The organism is Cryobacterium levicorallinum (assembly GCF_004402405.1).
GTDB classification, from domain to species: Bacteria; Actinomycetota; Actinomycetes; order Actinomycetales; family Microbacteriaceae; genus Cryobacterium; species Cryobacterium levicorallinum.
The window spans coordinates 28,355-52,874 of the sequence record NZ_SOFE01000014.1; the positions used below are offsets into that span (position 1 = coordinate 28,355).

Annotated in this window: 22 protein-coding genes and 1 pseudogene; 12 read left to right on the top strand and 11 right to left on the bottom strand. The window is 66.3% G+C overall.

The genetic code is table 11. The features are described from left to right. Positions 1 to 30: 30 nt before the first annotated feature. The 3 genes from purD to E3O11_RS07435 all read left to right on the top strand — a co-directional run bounded on the left by purD (position 31) and on the right by E3O11_RS07435 (position 3,454). Complete coding sequence (purD, locus tag E3O11_RS07425; protein WP_092447880.1) at positions 31 to 1,296, top strand: phosphoribosylamine--glycine ligase; 1,266 nt, start codon at positions 31 to 33, stop codon at positions 1,294 to 1,296. 135 nt (positions 1,297 to 1,431) lie between these two features. Further along, complete coding sequence (locus E3O11_RS07430; RefSeq protein ID WP_092447881.1) at positions 1,432 to 2,409, top strand: phosphoribosylaminoimidazolesuccinocarboxamide synthase; 978 nt, start codon at positions 1,432 to 1,434, stop codon at positions 2,407 to 2,409. A 172-nt stretch (positions 2,410 to 2,581) separates the two neighbouring features. After that, the gene (locus E3O11_RS07435) at positions 2,582 to 3,454 is read left to right on the top strand and encodes a VOC family protein (protein ID WP_092448175.1); all 873 of its coding nucleotides are present in this window, start codon (positions 2,582 to 2,584) and stop codon (positions 3,452 to 3,454) included. A gap of 37 nt (positions 3,455 to 3,491) precedes the next feature. Here the strand turns inward: E3O11_RS07435 and E3O11_RS07440 are convergent, their stop codons facing one another. After that, positions 3,492 to 4,205: a TetR/AcrR family transcriptional regulator gene (locus E3O11_RS07440; protein ID WP_092447882.1), complete on the bottom strand. Its 714-nt coding sequence runs from the start codon at positions 4,203 to 4,205 to the stop codon at positions 3,492 to 3,494. A gap of 96 nt (positions 4,206 to 4,301) precedes the next feature. Between E3O11_RS07440 and kynA the strand changes: the two genes are divergently transcribed. From kynA to purQ, 5 genes are all read left to right on the top strand, one after another. Beyond that, on the top strand, positions 4,302 to 5,156 hold the full coding sequence (gene kynA / locus E3O11_RS07445) for a tryptophan 2,3-dioxygenase (RefSeq protein WP_092447883.1): 855 nt from the start codon (positions 4,302 to 4,304) through the stop codon (positions 5,154 to 5,156). Further along, positions 5,153 to 6,067: an amidohydrolase family protein gene (locus E3O11_RS07450; RefSeq protein WP_092447884.1), complete on the top strand. Its 915-nt coding sequence runs from the start codon at positions 5,153 to 5,155 to the stop codon at positions 6,065 to 6,067. Before kynA ends, E3O11_RS07450 begins: the two co-directional genes overlap by 4 nt. Continuing rightward, complete coding sequence (locus E3O11_RS07455; protein WP_092447885.1) at positions 6,064 to 7,356, top strand: kynureninase; 1,293 nt, start codon at positions 6,064 to 6,066, stop codon at positions 7,354 to 7,356. Before E3O11_RS07450 ends, E3O11_RS07455 begins: the two co-directional genes overlap by 4 nt. Before the next feature lie 84 nt (positions 7,357 to 7,440). Then, positions 7,441 to 7,725 (top strand): phosphoribosylformylglycinamidine synthase subunit PurS, encoded by a 285-nt coding sequence (locus E3O11_RS07460; RefSeq protein WP_092447886.1) that lies wholly within the window; start codon positions 7,441 to 7,443, stop codon positions 7,723 to 7,725. Beyond that, entirely contained in the window at positions 7,725 to 8,420 is a 696-nt protein-coding gene (gene purQ, locus E3O11_RS07465) for a phosphoribosylformylglycinamidine synthase subunit PurQ (RefSeq protein WP_092447887.1), read from the top strand. Before E3O11_RS07460 ends, purQ begins: the two co-directional genes overlap by 1 nt. A gap of 102 nt (positions 8,421 to 8,522) precedes the next feature. Here the strand turns inward: purQ and E3O11_RS07470 are convergent, their stop codons facing one another. Continuing rightward, a complete protein-coding gene (locus E3O11_RS07470) occupies positions 8,523 to 9,377 on the bottom strand; it encodes a DMT family transporter (RefSeq protein ID WP_104131800.1) in 855 nt (284 codons plus the stop codon). 313 nt (positions 9,378 to 9,690) lie between these two features. On the opposite strand from E3O11_RS07470, the gene E3O11_RS07475 reads away from it, so the two are divergent. Beyond that, positions 9,691 to 10,152 carry a DUF3817 domain-containing protein gene (locus E3O11_RS07475; RefSeq protein ID WP_092447890.1) on the top strand — a complete coding sequence of 154 codons (462 nt, stop codon included), beginning with the start codon at positions 9,691 to 9,693 and terminating at the stop codon, positions 10,150 to 10,152. 70 nt (positions 10,153 to 10,222) lie between these two features. On the opposite strand, the gene E3O11_RS07480 is transcribed toward E3O11_RS07475, so the two are convergent. Genes E3O11_RS07480 through E3O11_RS18095 form a run of 3 tightly spaced genes read right to left on the bottom strand, consistent with a single transcriptional unit; the run spans position 10,223 to position 12,227 of the window. Next, positions 10,223 to 11,461: an alcohol dehydrogenase catalytic domain-containing protein gene (locus E3O11_RS07480; protein WP_233194994.1), complete on the bottom strand. Its 1,239-nt coding sequence runs from the start codon at positions 11,459 to 11,461 to the stop codon at positions 10,223 to 10,225. Positions 11,462 to 11,463: 2 nt separating this feature from the next. Next, positions 11,464 to 12,000: an HAD family hydrolase gene (locus tag E3O11_RS07485; protein ID WP_241994670.1), complete on the bottom strand. Its 537-nt coding sequence runs from the start codon at positions 11,998 to 12,000 to the stop codon at positions 11,464 to 11,466. Beyond that, positions 11,964 to 12,227, bottom strand: coding sequence for a hypothetical protein (locus E3O11_RS18095; protein ID WP_241994671.1), 264 nt, complete (start codon positions 12,225 to 12,227; stop codon positions 11,964 to 11,966). Before E3O11_RS18095 ends, E3O11_RS07485 begins: the two co-directional genes overlap by 37 nt. A 331-nt stretch (positions 12,228 to 12,558) precedes the next feature. On the opposite strand from E3O11_RS18095, the gene E3O11_RS07490 reads away from it, so the two are divergent. Then, a complete protein-coding gene (locus E3O11_RS07490; protein WP_198415571.1) occupies positions 12,559 to 14,145 on the top strand; it encodes an AMP-binding protein in 1,587 nt (528 codons plus the stop codon). Positions 14,146 to 14,267: 122 nt separating this feature from the next. Here the strand turns inward: E3O11_RS07490 and E3O11_RS07495 are convergent, their stop codons facing one another. Then, positions 14,268 to 15,635, bottom strand: coding sequence for an NAD-dependent succinate-semialdehyde dehydrogenase (locus tag E3O11_RS07495; protein ID WP_092447892.1), 1,368 nt, complete (start codon positions 15,633 to 15,635; stop codon positions 14,268 to 14,270). A gap of 748 nt (positions 15,636 to 16,383) precedes the next feature. Between E3O11_RS07495 and purL the strand changes: the two genes are divergently transcribed. Both purL and E3O11_RS07505 read left to right on the top strand, forming a co-directional pair. Further along, positions 16,384 to 18,690, top strand: coding sequence for a phosphoribosylformylglycinamidine synthase subunit PurL (gene purL / locus E3O11_RS07500; RefSeq protein WP_092447893.1), 2,307 nt, complete (start codon positions 16,384 to 16,386; stop codon positions 18,688 to 18,690). Between the two features lie 134 nt (positions 18,691 to 18,824). Beyond that, the gene (locus E3O11_RS07505; protein WP_134495468.1) at positions 18,825 to 19,736 is read left to right on the top strand and encodes a hypothetical protein; all 912 of its coding nucleotides are present in this window, start codon (positions 18,825 to 18,827) and stop codon (positions 19,734 to 19,736) included. 75 nt (positions 19,737 to 19,811) lie between these two features. Here the strand turns inward: E3O11_RS07505 and E3O11_RS07510 are convergent, their stop codons facing one another. From E3O11_RS07510 to E3O11_RS07530, 5 genes and pseudogenes are all read right to left on the bottom strand, one after another. Beyond that, entirely contained in the window at positions 19,812 to 20,822 is a 1,011-nt protein-coding gene (locus E3O11_RS07510) for an aldo/keto reductase (protein WP_092447895.1), read from the bottom strand. A 116-nt stretch (positions 20,823 to 20,938) separates the two neighbouring features. Further along, positions 20,939 to 21,874 carry an SDR family NAD(P)-dependent oxidoreductase gene (locus E3O11_RS07515; RefSeq protein ID WP_241994672.1) on the bottom strand — a complete coding sequence of 312 codons (936 nt, stop codon included), beginning with the start codon at positions 21,872 to 21,874 and terminating at the stop codon, positions 20,939 to 20,941. A 175-nt stretch (positions 21,875 to 22,049) separates the two neighbouring features. Next, positions 22,050 to 22,367, bottom strand: a pseudogene (locus tag E3O11_RS07520) (chorismate mutase); the annotation flags it as partial. 28 nt (positions 22,368 to 22,395) lie between these two features. Further along, on the bottom strand, positions 22,396 to 23,355 hold the full coding sequence (locus E3O11_RS07525) for a DMT family transporter (protein WP_307725674.1): 960 nt from the start codon (positions 23,353 to 23,355) through the stop codon (positions 22,396 to 22,398). Between the two features lie 335 nt (positions 23,356 to 23,690). Then, complete coding sequence (locus tag E3O11_RS07530; RefSeq protein WP_092447897.1) at positions 23,691 to 24,506, bottom strand: GNAT family N-acetyltransferase; 816 nt, start codon at positions 24,504 to 24,506, stop codon at positions 23,691 to 23,693. Positions 24,507 to 24,520: the final 14 nt, after the last annotated feature.

Genomic DNA, 24,520 nt, shown 5'->3' on the forward strand with positions numbered 1-24,520 from the left:
CGGGCCCGAGGCATCGGGTAGCCTGAAACGGTGAAAATTCTGGTCCTTGGTTCCGGTGCCCGCGAGCACGCCATCATCACCGCGCTGCTCCGTGAGGAGCCGCGGCCCAGCGTCGAGTGCGCCCCCGGCAACGCCGGAATCGCGGCCCAGGTGCCGGTTGTCGCTCTCGATCCGAACGACCCGGTCACCGTGACCGACTATGCGGTGCTGCACAGCATCGAGCTCGTCGTGATCGGTCCGGAGGCTCCGCTCGTGGCCGGTGTCGCCGACGCCCTGCGCGCCCGCGGCATCGCCGTGTTTGGGCCGGACAAAGCCGCCGCAGCCCTCGAAGGCAGCAAAACCTTCGCCAAACGCATCATGGATGCGGCCGGCGTTCCCACCGGCCGTGCCGTGCGTGCCGGTACCCTGGCCGAGGCCGAAACCGCCCTCGACGAGTTCGGCGCCCCCTATGTGGTGAAGGCGGATGGCCTCGCCGCGGGCAAGGGCGTGCTGGTCACCACTGACCGCGACGCCGCGATCAGTCACGCGACCTTCTGGCTCGAACACGGCAGCGTTTTGATCGAAGAATTTCTCGATGGCCAGGAGATTTCGCTCTTTCTGCTCAGCGACGGCGAGAACGTGCTGCCGCTCTCCCCCGCTCAGGACTACAAGCGCGCCCTGGACAACGATGCCGGCCCCAACACCGGAGGCATGGGCGCGTACTCCCCGCTGCCCTGGCTCGACGCCCAGTTCGGCAGCGAGAACGCGTTCGTCGACGAGATCATCGAAACCGTCGCGCTGCCGACCGTGCGCCAGCTCTCGTCCGAGGGCACCCCGTTCGTCGGCCTGCTCTACTGCGGCCTTATTTTGACGGATGCCGGCATTCGCGTCATCGAATTCAACGCGCGTTTCGGGGATCCAGAGACTCAGGTCGTGCTGCCGCGCCTGGTCACGCCGCTCTCCGGGCTGCTGTTCGCCGCGGCGACCGGCCTGCTCGGCGGGCTGCCCCGGCCGGTTTTTTCGGCCGACGTGGCCGTCACCGTCGTTCTCGCGAGCGAAAATTACCCCCAAGAGCCGCTCGTCGAGCGCGAAATCACCGGGCTCGACGCCGCCCTGGCCGTGGACGGCGTCACGATCGCGCACGCTGCGACCCGGCTCGTTGACGGCGCGCTCGTGTCGACCGGCGGCCGGGTGCTCAGCGTTGTCGCTGTCGGGGCTTCCTTCGCCGAGGCTCGCGCCGTCGCCTACGAGGCTCTCGGGCACGTGTCCCTGGCCGGCGCGCACTTTCGCACGGATATCGCTGCCCGGGTCGCCTGAGTCCCCGCGCCGGCGCCGTCCCCACTCGTGCCGTGCATAACTGCTGCAATTTGCTGACGGTCGCCAGAACTTCCCCGTCTTTGCGGGAGCGCCGCCCGCCGAGCAGATTTTCTGCAGGAGTTGTGTGCACTGGAGATGCGGGAGAATGAACGGGTGAGCCAATCTGAGCACGAGTCCCCCGCATCCGCTGCCGCCGTCCTCGACGGGTGGACGCTCGTCTACTCGGGCAAGGTGCGCGACCTCTACGTTGAATCAAGCGGTATCGAGACAGCGGATGCCGCCCCCTCCCTCGAGACAGCCTCACGTGTGCTCGTGGTCGCCAGCGACCGGGTGAGCGCCTTCGACCACGTACTCGAGCCCGGCATCCCGGGCAAGGGCGCACTGCTGACCACTCTGAGCCTGTGGTGGTTCGACCGGTTGCGCGACGTTCCCAACCACCTCGTCGCCGACCATGAATTGGTCGGCAACTCGGTGCGCGAGCTGATTCCCGCCGCCGTGGCCGGCCGAGCCATGCTCTGCCGCACCCTCGACATGTACCCGATCGAGTGCGTCGTGCGCGGCTACCTCACCGGCAGCGGCTGGAAGGAATACCGCCAGTCTCAGTCGGTGTGCGGCATTGCGCTTCCGGCCGGCCTGCAGAATGGTGACCGACTGCCCGAACCCATCTACACTCCGGCGTGGAAGGCCCCAATGGGTCAGCACGACGAGAACATCTCCTTCGAGCGCACGGTCGAGCTCGTCGGCGCGCAGGTCGCCGCCGAGCTGCGTGACCTGTCGCTCGCCCTGTTCGCGACCGCCAGCGCGATCGCGGAACAGGCCGGCGTCATTCTCGCCGACACCAAGTTCGAGTTCGGCGCCGACCGGCAGACCGGGGTGACCGTGCTCGCCGACGAGGTCTTCACGAGCGACTCCAGTCGGTACTGGGATGCCGAAGCCTGGAAGACGGGCACCACGCCGGAGACCCGGATGGCGAGCTTCGACAAGCAGATCGTGCGCAACTGGCTCGCCGCGCACTGGGACGGCGCCGGCACCCCGCCGGTACTGCCGAGCGAAATCGTCGAGCAGACCGCGGCCCGCTACCGCGAGTTGCTCGAGCGCCTGTCACGGGCCTGACCCGTCGCGGCGCTGAGGCATCTGTCGGCGCACGACGCCCTGCGCGCCGCAACCGGCGCGGCCCGCAGTCGGGGGAGCATAACTGCGCGGATCGCGGAATAGCCCGGGCGACGCCTAAGTTGTGCCTGCTGTGACCCTAACTGCGAAAGATCTGCTGGCCGCCGACACCGGAATGGGCGCCGTGACCCTGCGCGTGGGCCGCCTCGACGCCATGATCGCGTACTACCGCGACATCGTGACCCTCGACCTCATCAGCCAGGACGGCCCCGTCGCCGTGCTCGGCCGCGGTCCTGTTCCACTCGTCATTTTGCAGCACGCCCCCGAGCTCAGGGCCGCCGAACCGCGCTCGGCCGGGCTGTACCACACGGCCATTCTGTTCGACACGCAGGCCGACCTCGCCGCTGCGGTGTACTCGATCGGCACGAAATCCCCCGAAACGTTCACCGGCAGCGCGGATCACCTGGTCAGCCAGGCCTTCTACTTCACCGACCCGGAGGGCAACGGCATCGAGTTGTACTGGGACCGCGATCGCACACTGTGGAGCTGGACCCACGGCCAGGTCGAAATGGCCTCGCTCTACCTCGATCCGAACGCATTCATTTCGGAGCATATGTCGGAGCGGCCGAGCACGGGACACGCGATCGTCGGCCACGTGCACCTCTCGGTTGGCGATGTTGCCAGTGCCCGCGAGTTCTACGTGAACCGACTCGGCTTCGAGGCGACCGCGAACTTCGGCCCCTCCGCCCTGTTCGTCTCGGCCGGCGGCTACCACCACCACATGGCCATGAACACCTGGGAGAGCTCGGGCAGCGGCAAGCGCCGCCTGGCCCTCGGTCTGGGCGAGGTCAGCATTATCGTGCCAAGCACTGACGACGTGGGTGCCCTCAACGAGCGCCTGGACCACTACAACGTCGACACCCGTCACGACGGGCAGACCCTTCGCTTCGACGACCCCTGGGCCAACCGTATCCGCGTGCGCGCGGCGGATGTCGCTGAAACTCCAGGCGCCACCGCATCCGCCGCGGACCCCGTCGCCATGCCGTAGCTTCCCGGAGAGCAACGAGCGACGCTTCCGGTGACGTTCAGCGGGCGGCGCGGGCCGCCCGCCGGGTGAGGCCGTGCACGGTCGCCCGGTAGTCCTGCACGTTGAGCGGGCGACCGGGCAGCTTCGGTCGGGGCGCATCCGCCGCACGCAGGCCGTCGAGCACGATCGACAGCTGACGCCGCCACTGACCGGCGTAGCCGTCGCCGAGACTGCCGAGCGATCCGACCATCGTGACGAGCACGGCGAGATCGACCGCGTCGACGTCGCGGCGCAGGGTACCGTCCTTCTTCGCACGAGCGACCAGGCTTGCGATGAAGCCGTCGAACTCGGCGGCCGGCCGTGCCGACGGGTCGAGCTGGGCCATGCGCCGCAGTATCGGCGGCAGCGACGGGTCAGCGACCAGCCATTCGGCGACCCGTTCGGTGTAGACGACGAGCGCGTCCCACGGTGTGGGCGCGGCCTCGATCTCACCGCGCACCGCGTGCAGCTCAGCCAAGGCCAGGTCGTAGAGGGTGCGCACCAGATCGTCTCTGGTCGCAAAGTTGCGGTACAGGGTAGCCACGCCGACCTCGGCCTGGCGGGCGATCTCTTCGAGCGATGCGTCGACGCCGTGCTGCGCGATCAGAGCGCGCGCGCTGATGATGAGACGGTCGCGGTTCAGCCGGGCGTCGCGGCGACGCGGCGGCGTGCTTCGCTCGGCAGCCGAGGCAACCGGTAAGCCATCCTGGGGCTTTCGGGTCGGCGAGGTCATGCGGTCCAGTCTAGAACTTCGCCCTGTGCGCTTCGTCCCCGGTGTTGCGCCCGCCGCCGCAACGTGCGCACAATTTGAACAAGCCGAACGGAACCCATGACCCTCAAAAACAACACCCGCGATTTCGACCCCGAGATCGTCACCGATTTTCGAGAGAAGATGAGCTATGGGACCTACCTTGACCTTCCCGTTCTGCTCGCTGCGCAGAATCCGGTCAGCGTTCCGGAACACCACGATGAGCTGTTGTTCATTATTCAGCACCAGACCACCGAACTATGGCTCAAGCTCATGCTGCATGAGCTTCGCGCAGCCATCGAAGCGCTGCGCCAGGATCAACTCGCGCCGGCCCTCAAGGGCATTGCCCGGGTCAAACACATCCAGCGCACACTGACCGAGCAGTGGTCGGTGCTCGCCACCCTCACCCCGACTGAATACGCGCAGTTTCGGCACTTTCTCGGTAATTCGAGCGGGTTTCAGTCGTACCAGTACCGTGCGGTCGAATTCGCCCTGGGCAACAAGAACCGCCGCATGCTGACGGTCTTTGAAGCGGATGCCCCGGCTCACGCCCTGCTGACCGACATGCTCGAGGCACCGAGCCTGTACGACGAATTTCTCCGTTACCTGCACCGCGCGGGCTTCGACATTCCGGCCGCCATCCGGGGCCGCGACGTCACCGAGGCCTGGACGTTTCACCCCGAACTCGTTCATACTTTTCGCGGAATATACGAGAACGCGTCCCAGAATTGGGCCGCCTACGAGGCCTGCGAAGAACTCGTCGACCTTGAAGACAACTTTCAGCTCTGGCGCTTTCGCCACTTGAAGACCGTGCAGCGCATTATCGGTATGAAGCACGGCACCGGCGGTTCGAGCGGCGCGGCCTTTCTGCAAAAGGCCCTCGAGCTCACGTTCTTTCCGGAGCTGTTCGCGGTGCGCACGGAGATCGGAGCGTGACCGGCCAGTCCTTTCATGGGCACTTTCTGCACGGGCGGGGCGCGGTCTATCGAGGGTTTCTCGACGCCCACGTGCACCTGGCCCTGATTGATCCGGGCCAGCTGGTCGACGGCGGCATCGCCCGCGTGATCGACCTCGGCGGCTGGCTGCCGAACGGCAAACGCGAAGACATGCCCGATGTAGCATATGCCTACCAATTCCTCACGGCGCCGGGCGGCTACCCGAGCCAGGCTGGTTGGGCCGAACCCGGTTGGTGCCGGGAGATTGCAACAGCCGCGGATGCTGCGGCGGCAGTCGATTTACAGGCCGCGGCGGGGGCATCCGTTTTGAAGGTCACGCTGAATGCCGTGGCCGGTCCGGTGTTGAATGCCAAGGGACTGACCGCGGCGGTCGATCGGGCCCACGAATGCGGGCTGCCGGTCGTGGCGCACGCCGAGGGCGCCGGGCAGGCCGATCGGGCCTTCGCCGCGGGAGTCGATGCGTTCGCGCACACGCCGTTTTCGGAGCGCCTCGCCGACGATCTGGTGACGGCGATGGCGGCCAGCATGACTTGGATCAGCACCCTGGACATTCACGGCTGGGGCACGCCGACCGAAGCCTTCGATATCGCCAGTGACAACCTGCACCGGTTTCACGCCGCCGGCGGTCGAGTGCTGTACGGCACCGACCTCGGCAACGGGCCGCTCGTGCTCGGCATTAACCGTCGGGAAATCAGCGCCCTGCTCGGCGCCGGGCTGACCCCCGACGACGTGTTGGACGCCCTGTGCCCGCGCGCACCGCTCGGTCTGGCCCTCGCTGACACGCGGGTGACCTTCATTCCCGGCGAGCGACCACGCGATCCAGACGAATTTACCGAGTGGCTCGGCAGCGCCCGCGCCCTCACCCACTCAGAACTCGAGGTACTCGAATGACGCCCACCCTTGCCGGAGCAACCGGCCTGGACGCCCAACTCACCTTTGCGCGCCGAATGGACCGCATCGACGGCCTGGCGCACTACCGCGCCCGTTTTCTCGGCACCGACGCCGACCCCGAGACCGCCAACCCCCGTTCTTATCTCGACGGCAACTCGCTCGGCCGCCCACTGCGGGCGAGCGCCGAACGCATCGCCGACTTTCTGCAGCAGGACTGGGGTACGCGACTCATTCGCGGCTGGGACGAGCAGTGGATGGAGTTGCCCCTGCAGATCGGCGACGACCTCGGCCGGGCCTGCCTCGGCGCGGCCGCCGGGCAGGTGTTCGTCGGCGACTCGACGACCGTACTGCTCTACAAACTTGCCCGCGCCGCGGTGGATTCACGTCCCAACCGCACCGAAATCGTGCTTGACAGCGACAACTTTCCCACCGACCGCTACATTCTCGAGGGCATCGCGCGGGAGCGTGGCCTCACGCTGCGCTGGATCGACTCCGATCCGGAGGGTGGCGTCACGGCCGAACAGGTGCGCCAGGTCGTAGGGTCGCAGACCTCGCTGGTGCTGCTCAGCCACGTCGCCTACCGTTCCGGTTACCTCGCCGACATGAGGGCGATCACCGCCATCGCCCACGAACACGACGCCCTCGTACTCTGGGACCTGAGCCATTCGGTCGGCTCGGTTCCGGTACAGCTCGACCTCTGCGACGTCGACCTCGCGGTCGGCTGCTCCTACAAGTATCTGAGTGGCGGGCCCGGCGCGCCGGCCTTCGGGTACGTCAAGAGTGACCTGCAGGACGTGCTGACCCAGCCAATTCAGGGATGGATGGGAACGCAGGACATCTTTGAAATGGGGCCGGGGTATCGGCCGGCCACCGGCATCCGTCGATTCATGAGCGGAACGCCCGCAGTGCTGGGCATGCTCGCGATGCAGGACACGATTGCCATGCTCGACGAGGCGACGATCGAGTCGGTGCGTGCGAAGTCGGTGGCGCTGACCGAGTTCGCGATCACCCTCGTCGACGAGTGGCTCGCGCCGATGGGCGTCACCGTGGCATCGCCGCGGGAACAGACGCATCGCGGCGGGCACGTGACGATCAACCATCCGCTCATGCGTCAGGTGACCAAGATTCTGTGGGATAACGATGTGATTCCCGACTTTCGCGCCCCAAACGGGCTGCGACTCGGGTTGGCTCCGCTCAGCACGAGCTTCGTCGAGACCTACGACGGCGTGGCCGCCGTACGCGACGTGCTGCGCGGCATTCTGCTCGGCCAAAGCGGGCTGAGCCAGTAGACCGGCGGGCCCGGTCGGGCTCGACCTGTAGAATTGCAGTGATTTGCCACGACTAATAGCCCCAGACTGTATGCGGAGTGCCCTGTGCCAACGATCGTCGTCGAAGTAATGCCCAAGGCTGAGTTGCTTGACCCCCAGGGCAAGGCCGTCGCCGGCGCCCTTGGTCGCCTCGGTCAGACCCAATCAGCGCTGGCCAACGTCACCGGCGTGCGCGTCGGCAAGCGCTTCGAGATTTCCATCGACGGTGAAGCGGATGCCACGACCCTCGCCGCCGTGCGCGAGCTCGCCGACACCGTGCTCTCCAACTCCGTGATCGAGGATGTCGTCGGCATCCACGTGCAGGACGCCCCCTCGTCAGCGGTCGCCTGATGCGGATCGGCGTCGTCACCTTTCCCGGCTCGCTCGACGATCGTGACGCTGCGCGCGCGATTCGTCTTGCCGGCGCCGACGCCGTAGCCCTCTGGCACGGCGACCACGACCTGCACGGCGTCGACGCCATCGTGCTGCCAGGCGGATTCAGCTACGGCGATTACCTGCGGGCCGGCGCCATCGCAAGCCTTTCGCCGATCATGACCGAGGTCATCGACGCGGCCAACAAGGGCATGCCGGTGCTGGGAATCTGTAACGGATTCCAGATGCTCACCGAGGCCCACCTGCTCGACGGCGGACTTATTCGCAATGAGCAGGGCCGCTTCATCTGCCGGGACCAGGGCTTGCGCATCGAGAACAACGCGAGCGACTGGACCAACGGTTTCGAAGCCAACGCCGAAATCGTCATTCCGCTCAAGAACGGCGAGGGCTCGTTCATGGCCCCGACGGAGACCCTCAAAATGCTCGAGGGTGAAGGACGCATCGTGGCTCGCTACCTCGGAAACCCGAACGGGTCGCTGAACGACATTGCCGGCGTGACCAACGCCCGCGGCAACGTCGTCGGCCTCATGCCACACCCCGAGCACGCCGTCGAGGCCGGCTTCGGGCCCGACACCGACGCGGCGATGGCCAGCGGTATTGACGGCCTCACGTTCTTCACCTCGGTCATCGCGCGGACGCTCGTCGGCGCGTAGCCGCGCTGCGTCAGTTCGGCCAGATAGCCGCGCCCGCGCTCGCCTCATCACGTTCGGGCGCGGCATCCGCTTGGCGAGGTATCCGCTTGGCGAGCCGGGCAGCTAGCCGTTGGCGGCGATGGCGGCGACCGCGGCCAGGGCGAGGCCCATGCCGGCGACCTGCCAGCCGCCGACCCGTTCCTTGAGTACGAGCACTGCGAGCAGCACGGTCACGGCCGGGTAGAGCGCCACGAGTACCGACACCAGCGACAGCAGGCCACCCTGCAGCGCGTAGAGCAGCGTGATCGTGGCAATGACGTCGAGCGTCGCCACGAGTACGGCGAGGCCGAGAATCGTCAGCGGCGGCCTGCCCAACTGCCGGGTTCCAGTCGCCACCGCGATGACGATAACGGATGCCACGGTGCGCGCCACGACCAGCGGCCACAGCCCGGTGCCGACCTCAATCTCGTTGGTGAAGATAAAACTCAGGGCGAAGCAGACGCCGGATCCCACCGTGAACCAGGCCACCCGGCGGGTGAACCGCGGAGCATTGGCCCCGGAGACGGTGTGGTCTTCGACCCCCTTCGGCTCGCGGCTCACCATTATCACCGCGACGATCGCCAGCGCAATTCCGGCGTAGGAGATGCCCGAGGGCCGCTCCCCGATCAGCACTCCCACAATGACCGGAATTCCGGCGACGATCACGGCGGTCAGCGGCGACACCACGCTCATCGGCCCCTCGGCGAGGGCGATGTAGAACCACCACATGGCCAGGGCCATCACCACGCCGGACGCCGCGCCGAACAGCATCGACCGCCAGGAAAACTCACCGCCGACGAACGCGGCAGCGACGGCGATAATCAGGGCCGAGATCGGATACGACAGGAGGACGACCCGGAGTGCGGCCACTTGGCGGGACGCGATGCCGCCGAGAAAGTCGCTCATACCATAGGCCGCGGCCGAAACGAGGGCGAGCACGACCCCGATCATTCCGCAGCCGGGCGGTTAGGGCGGGGCGAAAGCGTGCGCATGGGTTCACGGTAGCAGCGGCCGGGTACGGCGATGCGCATCCACTTGTAGCGCCCGAACTTGCTGACCAGCCGGAACCGATCGAGCTGATCAGCAGCGCGGCCATCATCGGGATCGTCAGGAACCCGGCCTCGGTTGCGCAACTGCAAGTTTCTAGTGATGCATGTTTCTTGGCGAACGCTCAGGCGTGCCCGCCGGGGGTTGTTCAGCTGCGGCTGCGACGATGGGGATGCCCCTCCCCTGCCCTGAGTTGAAAGTCGCCATGACCCCGCGCCTCCTGTTTCGTTCCGTCGCCATTGCCGAAGCCATTACCTGGGCACTGCTGCTCACCGGGATGTTCCTGAAATATGTCCTGCAGGTCGGGGAGCTCGGGGTGCAGATCGGCGGGTTCCTGCACGGCCTCGTCTTCATCGCCTTCGGCCTGACGGCCGGGTTCGTCGGCGTCAACCAGCACTGGGGCCCGAAGCTCACCGCGATCGCCATGGTCACCGCGATCGTTCCGTTCGTCACGATCTCCCTCGACCGCGGGCTGGAGAAGAAGGGCCGGCTCGACGGTGATTGGCGCCGTACTCGCACCGATGATCCCCGCGATCATACCGGGGTGAGCGCCCTGCTCCGCTGGGTGCTGGCCCGCCCGGTGCTGCTCGTGACAGCCATGGCGGTCGCCCTGGTGTCGATTATGGCCACGCTGCTCACGCTCGGCCCGCCCGGCGGCGCCAGCTAGCCTCCCCCTCAATACGGATTCAATGGGGACGGGGCCCGTTCAAAGCGATGGAGCGAAACGGCGGCTCAGGTCAGCCGAGAGTAGCGGGCTGCTGCGGGGTGATTCCGACGCGGGGGTAGCGGGTGGTCGCGGCCAGCAAGAGGGCAGAATCCGCTTTCTCGAGGGGAAACGTCGTCCCCACCAGCGCCGAAAACGGATGCCGATGCCAGCCGCCGCTCAGATAGGTCACTGCCTGCTGCAGATCGGCCGGCGTGTAGTTGTGCACACCGCGCAGCGCAATCAGGCGGCGCACCATCGACTCCGGGTCGAGCAGCACGGGCTCCCCCGGCGAAACGCTTCCGACCAGCACGACGACTCCGCCGATGCCGATCAGGTCGATGACGGTTTGCACCGCCGTTTGGGCGCCGCTCACTTCCAGCGCGATCGTCGGCTCGGCCGCACCGGCATCCTGCAGCGCGGCGAGCACGCTCGCCACCCCGGTCGGCGACTCGCCGGGCGCACTCGGGTCCGCAACGGCGGCAGCACCGAAAGCCAGCGCGAGCTGCCGCCGCGCAGCATCCGGGTCGCTCACGACCACGAGGGCACCGGCATCCGTCGCCATAGCGCAGGCCGTCACCCCGAGCATTCCCGCACCGGTTACCAGCACCGTGGCTCCGGCCAGCGGCACCAGAGCGGATGCCGCAGCCAGCGCGGCGACGACCGTCGCGGTCGCGCAGGAGGCCGGCGCGAGCACCGACGCCGGAACCTGCTCGTCGACCACAACGATCGCCGTGCCGGCACACACCTGCACGTGGGTGGCGAAGCCGCCGCTGAGTTCCCAGCCCCGCTGCATCCGTTCGTGGCCGTATTTGGCCAGGTCGAGGCATTTCTGCGGGACTCCGCGGCGGCAACGGGCGCACGTTCCACAGCTCACGGTGACCGACCAGACCACGCGCTGCCCCACCCGCAAAGGCATTCCATTTGCGGCATATGCCGGGTCGCCGGTCGCGACGATGCGACCGACCTGCTCGTGGCCGAGCACGAGCGGCTTCGCGGCCGGGCGGTGACCCAGCGCCGTGTGCACGTCGGATCCGCAGACGGTCGCCAACTCGACTTCGACCAGCACGTCGCCGGGACGCAGCAGCACTCCCGGCACCGCCACGCACTCCAGCGGCAAGCCTGCTCCCAACCAGACCATCGCCTCGGCGGTGCGCGGCAGCACGATCTCGCGGCCGAGCCGGTAGCCGCTCACCGGCAGTACATCCCCGGCAGCGGTCGCCAGCATCCCGTCCGTCGACGGTGGCCTCGAGTGCGGGTCCGATTTCGACATGACTACTCGGTCGTTTCCTCACGCAGGCCGAGCAGCTCGGCGAGGTCGGCCACGCTGTCAATGACCACGTCAGCCCCGGCATCCTCCAGGGTCTCGGTGTCATGGGTACCGGTACGCACACCGACCACGAGTCCAGCGCCTGCACTCAGCCCGGAGAGCATGTCGCTGGCGGTGTCTCCCACGACGACCATCGCCGCGACGCTCGACGTACCGGTGCGTAATAAGGCGGTGAGCGGCAGGTCAGGATAGGGGCGGCCGCGACCGGCTTCGGCCGGGCACAGGCTCACATCGATCAGATCGCTCCAGCCTAGGGCGTCAATCAGCGTGTCCTGGGTCGCGCGGGAGAAACCGGTGACCAGGGCAATTTTCAGGCCGTTGTCGCGCAGCTCCTGAAACAGGTCGGATGTACCATCGATCGCGCTCACCCCGACCCGCTCGACGAGTTCACCGTAGGCGGTTTCAAAGGCTTCCGTGGCCGCCAGGGCATCCCCTTCGGAGTCGGTCAGTTCGCGAAAGACATCCAGCTTGGACTGGCCCATGGTTTCACGCACGTAGGCGACGGCCTCTTCCAACGCGTCGGCGGTGTCGGCGATGCCGCTGCGTTGCGCTGCGCTGCCAGCACAAACGCCCGCTCGACGAGTCCGTTGTCGCTCACGGTGGTGCCGGCCATGTCGAAGACGACGAGTTCAACCTCGACGTCGTCCGGTTCGAAATCATCGAGGTCGAGGTCTGAGTCCAGGTCGGGAGAGAGCGGTGCAGTACTCATGAAATGCCTTTCAGAGAGGTGATCGCAGACAGTAGAAATCACGTGCTCGCCGAGACCGGTCGTCACACCGATTCCGGTCGTGGCCGACGCCCGTGCTGCCAGGACGTTCTGCAACGCTAGGCAGACCACGCCAACAGCCAAGGCGACCCGGGTAACCGGCAGGTGAACGCGCCATGGCAATTGGGCTCCGTGACACTCGGTCACCGCGCCACCTGCCGGTGAACGCGCCAGCTACACCTGGCGCCGAGATCGACACCTTCGTGACATGCACAGTTTCGCGCCAGCCCCGAGCGGTACGGTGAACCGCCGCATCCGATCAAAGGAGATCCCCGTGTTCACGAGCCCCTACGCTCCGGTCGAGATTCCCAACCTGAGCATTTTCGATTTTCTGTTCGGCGATTTGACCGAGGCCGAGCTCGATCGCACCGCGGTGATCGACGGGGCCACGGGCGAGGCACTCAGCTATCGCACCCTGGTCGACCAGATCACCCGAGTGGCTGGCGCTCTCGCCGCCCAGGGCGTCGGCCCCGGCACGGTCATCGGCCTGCTCTGCCCCAACACACCGGAGTTCACCGCCGTCTTCCACGGTGTTCTGCGCGCCGGCGCCACGGTCACCACCATCAATTCGCTCTACACCCCTGACGACATCCAGCGTCAGCTGGTCGACTCCGGCGCGACCTGGCTTGTGACCGTCTCTCATTTGTTGCCCGGCGCCAAGGCTGCAGCGCACGCCGCCGGCATTCCCGACGAGCACGTCGTGGTAATCGACGGCGAGCCGGGGCATCCGTCGCTGGCTGACCTCTTACAAGCGGATGCAGCCCCGCCCGCTCTGAGCATCGACCCGGCCACGCACGTGGCCGTTTTGCCGTACTCTTCGGGCACCACGGCGGCGCCAAAGGGCGTCATGCTCAGCCACCGCAACCTGGTCGCGAATGTGCAGCAAGCGCGGGACCTGATCGGCGTCGTGCTCGAAGACAGGGTGCTCGCACTGCTGCCGTTCTACCACATCTACGGAATGACGGTTCTGCTCAACCTCGCCTTCAAACAGCGGGCTGCCCTCGTCACGATGGCGAAGTTCGACTTCGTCGAATTTCTACGAATGATTCAGGATCACCGCTGCAGCTACGTCTTCATCGCGCCGCCGATTGCGGTCGCCGTGGCGAAGCATCCGCTCGTCGAAAGCTACGACCTGTCGAGCGTGCACACGATTCTCTCTGGCGCTGCACCGCTCGACGGCACCCTCGCCGCGGCCGTCGCCGCCCGGCTGGACTGCCGCATTCTGCAGGGCTACGGCATGACCGAGGTCAGCCCGGTGAGCCACCTGATTCCGATCGACGCGCCGCACCTGTCGCGCGCCTCGGTCGGGGTGACCGTGCCGAACATGGACTGCAAGCTCATTTCGACCGAAACCGGCGAGGAGATCGAGGTGCCCTCAGCGGGGGTGAGCGAGCCTGGCGAGCTGCTCGTGCGCGGCCCCAACGTGATGCTCGGCTACCTGAACAACGAGCAGGCCACCCGCGAGACCATCGACGCCGACGGGTTTCTGCACACCGGCGACATCGCCACGGTGAGCGCCCTCGGCGAGGTGACCATCGTCGACCGCAGCAAGGAGCTGATCAAGTACAAGGGCTACCAGATCGCGCCGGCCGAGCTCGAGGCGCTGCTGCTCACCCATCCGCAGATCGCCGATGCGGCCGTGATCGGGGCAGCGGATGCCGACGGCCAGGAGATTCCCAAGGCCTTCGTCGTGGCATCGTCCGCCGTGACAGCCGAAGAGGTGATGGCCTACGTCACCGAGCGAGTCGCTCCGCACAAGAAGGTGCGGGCGGTCGAGTTCATCGAAGCGATTCCCAAGTCGGCCTCCGGCAAGATTCTGCGTAAGGACCTTCGCACACTGGACCGTGCAGTGACGGTTTAGCCGCCACGCACCGACGAGCGACGGTGGCGGGCTCCAGCCAGCCAGCGGCGTGGTGTCATTGTCGTCCTAAAATCGGCGGCCAAACGGCAATCACCGCGTCGGCCGCCGAGGTCGGCGATGGGTCAGCCGATGCGGATGAGTTTCTTGTTCACGAATTCACTGGCACCGAAGCGTCCGAGTTCGCGCCCGAAGCCGCTTCTTTTCACTCCGCCGAACGGTAGCTCTGCGCTGCCGGCATCGACGAGGTTGACGAAGACCATGCCAGCTTCGATGCGGTCGGCAACTCGCAGTGCCTGCTCGGGATCGGTCGTGAACAGGTAGGAGCCTAGCCCGAAGGGAGTGTCGTTTGCGAGGCTGACGGCATCACCTTCTGAGGCGGCCCGGTAGACGAATGCTATGGGTCCGAAGAACTCCTCGTGGTATGTGTCGTTGTCTCGCGTGACATCGGTGAGCACGCCAGACGGGTAGAAGTTACCAGACCGTTTACCCGTGCTCGCCAGGGTCGCGCCCTGTGCGACTGCGCGCTCGACCTGCTCCGCGAGATGGTCGGCCGCGTCGAGTGACGAGAGGGGTCCGTAGTCTGCCCCGGGGACGGTCGGGTCGCTGGGAGAGCAAGCAAGGATGGCGGCGGTGAATTTCTCCGTGAACTCATCGTAAAGTTCATCGATCACGATAAATCGCTTGGCGGCGTCGCAGGCCTGCCCGCCATTGCGGAGGCGACCGGCAACGGCGGCATCCACTGCGGCGGCCATGTCGTCGGTGCTCAGCAGAATGAACGGGTCTGATCCGCCCAGCTCCAGCACGACCTTCTTGAGGTGACGACCGGCCACCTCGGCAACGGCCGCGCCGGCGCCCTCCGAACCGGTGAGGGAGACGCCCTGCACCCGCGGGTCGGCGATGATCGTGGCGACCTGCTCGCTGTCCGCGTACACATTGGTATAGGCGCCAGCCGGGAAGCCTGCGTCATGAAAGATTTGCTCAATCGCCGCGGACGACTCCGGGCACTGCGACGCATGCTTGAGGATGATCGTGTTGCCCGTCATGAGGTTCGGTGCAGCGAAGCGCGCAACCTGGTAGTACGGAAAATTCCACGGCATGACACCAATAAGCACCCCGAGCGATTTGGAGCGCATGAACGCGGAACCCTCGCCGCTGAGCAGGGTGATTGGTTCGTCCTTCAGAAATTCCTGCGCGTTGTCGGCGTAGTACCGGTAGATGTCGGCGGCATAGTCGACCTCGCCGAGAGCTTGGTCGACAGGCTTGCCCATTTCGCGCACAATCATGGCCGCAAGCTCGTTGCGGCGCTCCTCATGCAAATCGCCGACCCTGCGCAGGAGTGCGGCCCGCTCGTCTGTCGAGGAGTTTCGTGACCAGTTGACGTGCGCCTTATCCGCCGATTCGATGACCTGCTCAAGTTCATCACTTGAAATCTGGGGGTACGTCTTGATGGTCTCGCCTGTGGCGGGGTTGATAACGGCGTGGTGGCTCACGAGCCACCTCCTTTCACGGGGCTACTGTTCCGGAAAAAATCACGTAATACGAGCCAATCATGTCCGCGGGAATTGTCAAGGCTCCGGAGGCCAGTGAAGTTGAGGCGCTAGTTTCACTGGTCCTCTAATGACGGGCAGCTGCAGACATAGCGTTGGCCCTGGGCCTTATTCCGAGCTGCGGCAGAGACTTCTCGAAAGCTGTACGCAATGCAGCCAATCGAAGAGAGCGGATTCCCACAGGTGGGGGCTCCTGTTCCATTCACGTGTGTGCGGAGCCGGGGGTAGCGTGACGAACTCGACCAAACCTGTGTGGGCATCCGCGACAGGGCGATCGAAACGGAGAGGTCGCCAAAACTGTGCAGTACCAGCGTTGGAACGTCGAGGGCAAAGCCGTTGTCGATCCCGTTGAGATCGGAAAGGTGCACCGACTCCTTCAGGCCGGTTGCCACAAGGGGCTTTCGAGTGCATACAGCGCCAACCGAGTCAACTTCCGCCTGCTGACCTGCCCCTGTGAAGTAGACGTCCGCCTGGACTGGATCCCACGGAGTGAAGAAGGGGTGGCCGGTCAGCTGAAGGTCTGCAAGGGGGACGGTGACCAGAACACCCGAACACGCACGGGGCGCCATAGGTGATTCGCAGAGTTTCGAAGCCGTCCCAACTCCCGCCAGTTCGCTGCCTGCGGACGGGGTCGAGGCGACCGGTAGACTGACCGGGTCAAGCATCCGCTATCTCGGGGAGAATTCCACACGTGACCGCTGTTTCCAATACCTCTTCCCGCGGCGTCGCCGACACCGTTTCCAACGCCATTGCGACGCCGGAGAAGGAGCAGCCCTACGGCGCGCTCGGGCTCAAGGCCGATGAGTACGCGAAGATTCGCGAAATTCTGGGCCGCCGCCCCACGTCGGGCGAGCTCGCCATGTACTCGGTGATGTGGAGCGAGCACTGCTCCTATAAAAGCTCGAAGATGTACCTGCGCCAGTTCGGCGACAAGGTCACCCCCGCCATGAAGAAGAACCTCATGGTCGGCATGGGCGAAAACGCCGGTGTGCTCGACGTCGGCGAAGGCTGGGCGGTCACCTTCAAGATCGAATCGCACAACCACCCCTCCTACATCGAACCGTTCCAGGGTGCCGCGACCGGCGTCGGCGGCATCGTGCGCGACATTATCTCGATGGGCGCCCGCCCGGTCGCCGTGATGGACGCCCTCCGCTTTGGCGATATCAACGATGCAGACACCGCCCGCGTCGTGCACGGCGTCGTCAGCGGCATCAGCTTCTACGGCAACTGCCTCGGCCTGCCCAACATCGGCGGCGAAACCGTCTTCGACCGGGTCTACCAGGGCAACCCGCTGGTCAACGCGCTCTCGGTCGGCGTGCTGCGCCACGAAGACCTGCACCTCGCCAACGCCCGCGGCGTCGGCAATCAGGTCGTATTGTTTGGAGCCCGCACCGGCGGCGACGGCATCGGCGGGGCATCCATTCTCGCCTCGGACACGTTCAGCGCCGGCGGACCCACCAAGCGCCCAGCGGTGCAGGTCGGCGACCCGTTCGCCGAGAAGGTACTCATCGAGTGCTGCCTCGAACTGTTCGCGGGCAAGCTCGTCGAGGGTATTCAGGACCTCGGCGCGGCCGGCATCAGCTGCGCCACTTCTGAGCTCGCCTCGAACGGTGACGGCGGCATGTTCATCGAACTCGAGAAGGTGCTGCTGCGCGATCCAACGCTCACCGCCGAAGAGATCCTCATGAGCGAGAGCCAGGAACGCATGATGGCGATCGTCACGCCCGAGAAGCTCGAGGGCTTCCTCGCCGTCACGACAAAGTGGGACGTTGAGACCAGCGTGCTCGGCGAGGTCACCGACACCGGCCGGTTGATCATCAACTGGCACGGCGAGGAGATCGTCAACGTGCTGCCACGCACCGTGGCCGTCGACGGCCCGGTCTACGAGCGCCCGCTCGCCTACCCCACCTGGATCGACGCCCTCCAGGCCGACACCGCCTCCGTGCTGCCCCGTGCACTCGACGGCGAGACCCTGCGCGAGCAGTTCCTCGATCTGCTGGGCTCGCCCAACCTGGCCGACCCGAGCTGGATCACCGACCAGTACGACCACTACGTGCAGGGCAACACGGCGCTATCCTTTCCCGACGATGGCGGTATGATCCGCATCGACGAAGAGTCGGGCCTCGGCTTCGCGATCGCCACCGACGCCAACGGCCGCTACTGCCAGCTCGACCCGTACCGCGGCGCGCAGCTCGCCCTCGCCGAGGCGTACCGCAACGTCGCCGCGACCGGCGCCGTGCCGGCCGGCGTCAGCGACTGCCTCAACTTCGGCTCGCCCGAGAACCCCGAGGTCATGTGGCAGTTCCGTGAGGCCGTCACCGCCCTCGCCGACGGATGCCTCGAGCTGGAGATTCCCGTCACCGGCGGCAACGTCTCGTTCTACAACCAGACCGGCGACCAGCCGATTCACCCCACCCCGGTCGTCGCCGTGCTCGGCGTGATCGACGACGTCGCCCGCCGCATCCCGAGCGGCTGGCAGGACGACGGGCACAACATCTACCTGCTCGGTGAGACCCGCCTCGAACTCGACGGCTCGGCCTGGGCCGGTGTCGTGCACAACCACCTCGGTGGTCGTCCGCCGGTTGTGGATCTCGGCCGGGAGAAGGCCCTCGCCGGTCTGCTGCACGCCGCATCGAAGGAAGCCCTCATCGACAGCGCCCACGACCTCAGCGAGGGCGGGCTTGCCCAGGCCCTCGCCGAAGCCGTGATGCGCTTCGGGGTGGGCGCACGGGTCTGGCTGGGTGACATCTGCGGGCGCGACGGGGTGGACGCATCCACTGCCCTGTTCTCGGAGTCGGCCGGTCGCGTCATCGTCAGCGTGCCGCGCGAAGACGACGTGAAATTCCTCGGACTGTGTGCCGGCCGGTACATTCCAGTGCTGCGCATCGGTGTGACGGACAACACCCTGCACGCCCTGGAGGTGCAAGACGTCTTCGCTGCGACTCTCTCGGAGATGCAGTCGCGTCACCGCACCACCCTCCCCGCCGCCTTCGCCTAGCTAGCTCGCGAGAGCGCAAAAAGTGCCCGATTGAGAGGTTCAATCGGGCACTTTTTGCGCTCTCGCGAACCTTGCCAGGGGCTTGGGGTGTGGATAACTCTTGGGACTCGTTGAAGTTGGGTCACACTGTGGGCATGAATCGGTCTCACAGACTTCCACCGGACTTTGACGGACGTCCATTCAGCACGGCCGAGGGCAGTGGCGCCGGCCTAACCAAGAAGCGGATGCGGGCGTCCGACTTGGCGCGTCCCTATCCGGCAACGCGCACCCCGCGTGGAAAGAACAACTCGGTAAACCTGCTCATCCACACCTACGCCCACCGCATGTCCGAATCAGACTTTTTCAGCCATGTGACTGCTGCTCGCGTGCACGGGCTCCCACTGCCCTACGCCGTCGAACGCACCCAAACCATTCATGTCTCAACCGAAGCACCCGCGCTGCGCGACCGGGTACGCGGGGTTCGCGGCCACCACGTCGCCCCCCAGACAGTCACCGTGGTTGACGTTCAGGGCCTGCACGTCACGAGTGCGGTCGACACCTGGTGCCAGCTATCTACCATGCTTGGACTCGACGACTTGATCCGGATCGGCGACGCACTCATGCGCCGCAAGCATCCGTTCGCAACGACGCGCGACTTGCTCACCGCCGTTCGTCGCTATTCGGGACACCGGGGCGTGAAGCTCCTGCGCGAGGCGCTAATTTGGATTCGACCGGGCGTCGACTCACCCCGCGAGACCGACCTGCGGCTGCTGATCGTGCGGTCCGGCCTGCCAGAGCCCGAGGTCAATGGCCTGATTCTGGGCCGCACCGGCGTGAAACTTGCCACCGGGGACCTGGTCTTTCGCCGGTACCGTGTTCTGCTCGAGTACGACGGCGGGCAGCATCGCACCGACGAGAACCAGTACCACTGGGACGTTGACCGCCTCGACGCGCTCATGGAGGAGACCTGGCGAGTCATCCGCATCAACAAATCCCACCTCCGCAATCCGCCCGAGGTGATCCGCAGGGTGACGGTGGCGCTCATGGCCGGCGGCTGGCGGCCGTAAGCCGAGAGCGCAAAAAGTGCCCGATTGAGAGGTCCAATCGGGCACTTTTTGCGCTCTCGCGAGGAAGGCGAGTCGCTATTCGCGGCCGGCGGAGACCCACTGGGGGTTGAATGACCGGCCGGCGACGACGCGGTCGGCGAGCGCGTCCAGGCGCTCGACGTGCGCAGCATCGAGACGGATGCCCGCGGCCGCCAGGTTCTCGTCCACGCGCTCAATAAACCTTGAGCCGGGGATGGGCGACACGGCAACCCCAAGAGCGCGACCCTTGTCATAAATCCACGCGAGCGCCACCTGAGCCGGCGAAACCCCGGCCTCACGAGCCACCGCCAGCACCTCGTCGAGCATCGGCTGGTTGGCGGCGAGAGCCTCAGGGGCAAACCGGGGAAACTTGTGGCGACCGTCGCCGTCGGTGAGCGAGGCACGGTCGAAGAGTCCGGTGAGCCATTGGCGCCCGAGCGGCGAGTACGGAACGAACCCGACTCCCAGCTCGATCGCCGTCGGAATAACGTGCCGCTCGACGTCCCGGCTGATAATGCTCCACTCAGACTGCACCGCAGCGATCGGGTGCACGGCCACCGCGCGACGCAGCTCATCGCCGGTCGGTTCGGACAAGCCGATGTGGCGAATCTTTCCCGCCTGAACGAGCTCGGCGAGTGCACCGACGGTTTCTTCGATCGGCACTTCGGGGTCGACCCGGTGCTGGTAATAGAGGTCGAGGTGGTCGGTGCCGAGGCGGGCGAGACTCAGGTCGATCTGCTCGAACACGTAGGCACGGTCACCGCGGATGCCGCGCGCTCCGATGCCGCCACCAGAGAGGATGCCGAACTTGCTCGCCAGCTGAACCTCATCGCGCCGGGTGGCGATCAAGCGTGCGATGGTCTGCTCGCTCAACCCGTTGCCGTAGACGTTGGCCGTGTCGATGAAGGTGAGGCCGGAGTCAACAGCATGCGTCACCGTGCGCAGGGCGTCGTCGGGGTCGATGGGTCCGTAGACCGGAGTGAGCGACATGCCTCCGTAGCCCTGCAAGCTGACCGTGAGGCCGTCGCCCAGTGTGACTGCGGTCAGGGTGGCGGGAGTTGTACTCATTTGGTCAGGATAGCGGCGTGGCGACACGATGCCACGCGTATAACGTCACGCGAGAGCGCAAAAAGTGCCCGATTGAACCTCTCAATCGGGCACTTTTTGCGCTTTCGCGAGAGGGATTAGAGGAAGGGCTCGTCGATGAGGGTCTCGGCTCGCTCCCAGAGACGCGCGGCCACGGCTCGGTCGCGGGAGGTGCGGGTGGCGGGCTGGCGCACGGGGCGGCCACGGGTGAGCAGGCGCGGGCCGAAGTAGTCGCCACCGTGGGCATCCGGGTCGATTGCAGCACGCACGGTCGACCAGGCGCCGTGGTGCTTGCCCTGCGCGCCGACCACGGTTTGCGCACCGTCGATCACCCGTTTGATCCGCGAGACGCTATTGACACCGGGAATGGTCGGAGTCAGCCCCGAAATGGAATATCCCGGATGTGCCACCAGGGATTGCACCATGCCGGCGCCGGTCGCCCGTAGCCTCCGGTCGAGTTCGAATCCGAACACCTGCATGGCGATCTTGGATTGCGCGTACGCCTTCCACCCGTTGTACGTGGTGGCGAGCTGCAAATCATCGAGGGACGAATCCATCAGTCGGGAAATCAGCGACCCGAGCGACACCACCCGGCTGCCGGGCGTGCGGCGCAAGGCCGTAAGGGTGCCGGCGGTGAGCGCGAAGTGGCCCAGAAAGTTCGTCGCGAAGATGAGCTCGTTGCCGTCGAGGCTCACCTGCCGGTCGGCAGACGGGTGCACGATTCCGGCGTTCAGAATCAGACCGTCGAGACGCGGCAGAGCACGCAGGGTCTCGCTGACCTCGCGCACCGACTGCAGGTCTGATACATCCAGCTGCAGCACAGAAACGGATGCCCCGGGCGCGCGATCGCGGATGGCCGCCGCGGCGGTATCCGCTTTCAGGGTGTTGCGGCAGGCCAGAATGACGTGCGCGCCAGCCCCAGCGAGTTGCTCACTGGTGAAATAACCAAGGCCCGCGTTGGCGCCGGTGACCACGAAGGTCTTGCCGCTCTGGTCGGGGAGGGAGCGCAGATCCCAGCTCACGTTGCTGACCACACGGTTCCCACAGCGCGGCGCCGAACGATCACGACGCCCGGCTCGGTGCATGCGCGGTCGGCGGGTGCGGCACCGGGTGCGTCGCAGCGCGCACAGCAGTCTTAGCGGGCACAGTCGCCGACCCAGCCGGAAGCCCCGCCGCAGCCCCAGCGGCCCGTCCCACCACGACCGGCTCGCCGCCGGCGATCTTCACGTGGTGGTGGATCACCTCGGCGATGATGAAATTAAGGAACTTCTCGGCGAAGGCCGGGTCGAGGTGCGCTTCTTCGGCGAGCCCGCGCAGGCGATCGATCTGCATGAGCTCACGCGCCGGGTCGGCGGCCGGCAACCCGTGGGCGGCTTTCAGACGCCCGACCTGCTGGGTGAATTTGAACCGTTCGGCCAGCAGATGAATGAGCGCGGCGTCGATATTGTCGATGCTCTCGCGAATGCTGTGCAGCTGGTCGATCGCAGCCGCGGCGGCTTCTGGGGGTAGTTCCTCGTGTACGGCCATGGTTTTACGATAATGCATGCTGCCCGCGTCAAACGGATGCCGCCGCCTCCCGGCCCCGCACCCCGAACCACCCGAGCCGCAACCGTTTCTGCGTGAGCAGGATGCCCACGAGCACCAGCAGCGCCCCGGTCGGTTCGTGCCAGGAGAACGTTTCGGCCAGCACGAGCACCCCTAGAATCACGCCGACGACGGGTGTCACGTAGGTCACCGTGGACGCGTTGGTCGGGCCCCACGCGCGCAGCACGTTGATGTTCCAGATGTAGGTGACTCCGGTGCCGAGGGCACCCAAAGCCAGCAGACACAGCACGATCGGCAGCGTCAATTGCACCGGGCTCCAGGCCAGCACGGGAGTCAGCAGCAACATGATGCCACCGCCGATGCCGATATTGAGAAAGGCGAAGGTGCTGCCGGCGATCGGCCGGCCGCTCAGAAAACGACGCGTGTAGCCATAGGTGAAGCCGTAGCTGACGGCCGCGCCGAGGCAGGCGAGCTGACCCCAGAAGTCGCCGGTGAGCGAGGAGTATTGCCACGGACCGATGATCACGACGACGCCGAAAATGCCGAGCATCACCCCGGCCACCTGGGCGCGCACGAACTTCTCCACCCGAAACGCCAGCGTCGCCAGGAGCGCCGTCATGATCGGAGTGACCGCGTTGTAGATGCTCGCCAGACTCGACGAGACGTACTGTTCGGCCCAGGCGAAGAGCAGGTGCGGAATCACGCATCCGGTGATCGCAATTACCAGAAAGTGCAGCCAGACCACGCCTTCGCGCGGCAGCACCGGCCCGTTGTTCACCCGCGGCCGGTTCACGAGCACGATCAGGCCGAGGGTGAGTCCGCCGAGCACGAGTCTGGACCAAGCGACCTGACCGAAGCTGACCCCGTCGAGCGCGATCTTGATGAACAGAAAGCTGGAGCCCCAGATCAGCCCCATACCGAGAAATTGCAGGGTGACGAGGGTGTTGCTGGCGGCAGGCTGTGGGGGCACGGTCTGAGCCTATAGTGGGCGTCGGCGCACCAGCGCCCCGCCGAGCTCAACGTCTGAAAAGCGCCGAAGAATGGCAGCAGGTGCCGCACCCGGCCGGCGGGAATTCCCGCCAATCGGGGATCAACCGCCGCACAATTTGGCGGTTCGCCTCGCCCTACTCGCAATGGCCGCCAGAACTGCGGAGATTTCGCCAGAATAGGTCCAATTCAGCCCGTATTCAGCGGCTCCAGATGAGAATCTCCGCAGTTATGAACGGCCCCTCCGGTGCCGACGCTCGCCCGTGCGATTTTCAGCGCGCCGAGCACCTCGTGGAGAGCACGAACGCCCCCAGGCCACTACTGCGAGGTATCGGCCCCGGCATTTCGTTCCGCGTCAAAACCGGCCGCCGCACGGGTCGAACCCGGCTCGGCTCCGGGCGCCGCCTCCGGCAGATCCGGCGCGCTCCCGCCGTTCACGCCGCTGCGCACGCCGCTCTGCGGGCCACCGCCACTGATCGTGCCGCCCGGCCCGGCCTTGCGCAGGCTCCGATAGGACACGAACCGGGACTCGAACGCGCCCAGGCGGGCCTCGAGTCCGGCGCGAACGGCCGGCCACTCATCGGCGAGGATCGAATAGACCGCGCTGTCCCGCCAGGTGCCGTCGGCGCGGGGGCGATCCCGGCGGAGGATGCCTTCAAAGGTGGCTCCGATACCGAGGATGGCGGCGCGGGAACGCTCGTTGATGGCATCCGCTTGAATTTTGACCCGGCCGAAACCATTGTCGAAGGCGGTGCCGAGCACGAGCAGCTTGGTTTCCGCGTTGACGGCGGTGCCCCAGACGCGGGGGTCGTAGGCGGTCCAGCCGAGGTGAATCGACTCGTTGACGACATCGATGTCGCCGAGGGTCGTGGTGCCGACGACGTCGCCGTCGTGTGCGCCGCCGAGCAGGCGCACCACGTAGGGCAGACTCTCCCACTGAAAGTAGGTGTCGGCCCATTGGATAAACCCGTCAACGTCCCGGTGCAACGATGCCGGGCCACCGCCGAAGCCGGCGGCGAACACCTCGGGGCGAGCGATGGCGCGGTGCAGGTCGGGAAGCACCGCGCTGCCGAGCGGTTGCAGCTGCACAAAACGACCTGTCAGGGTCAGGGAATGGGGTCTCAGGGCGGTCACCCGCCCAGTGTGGC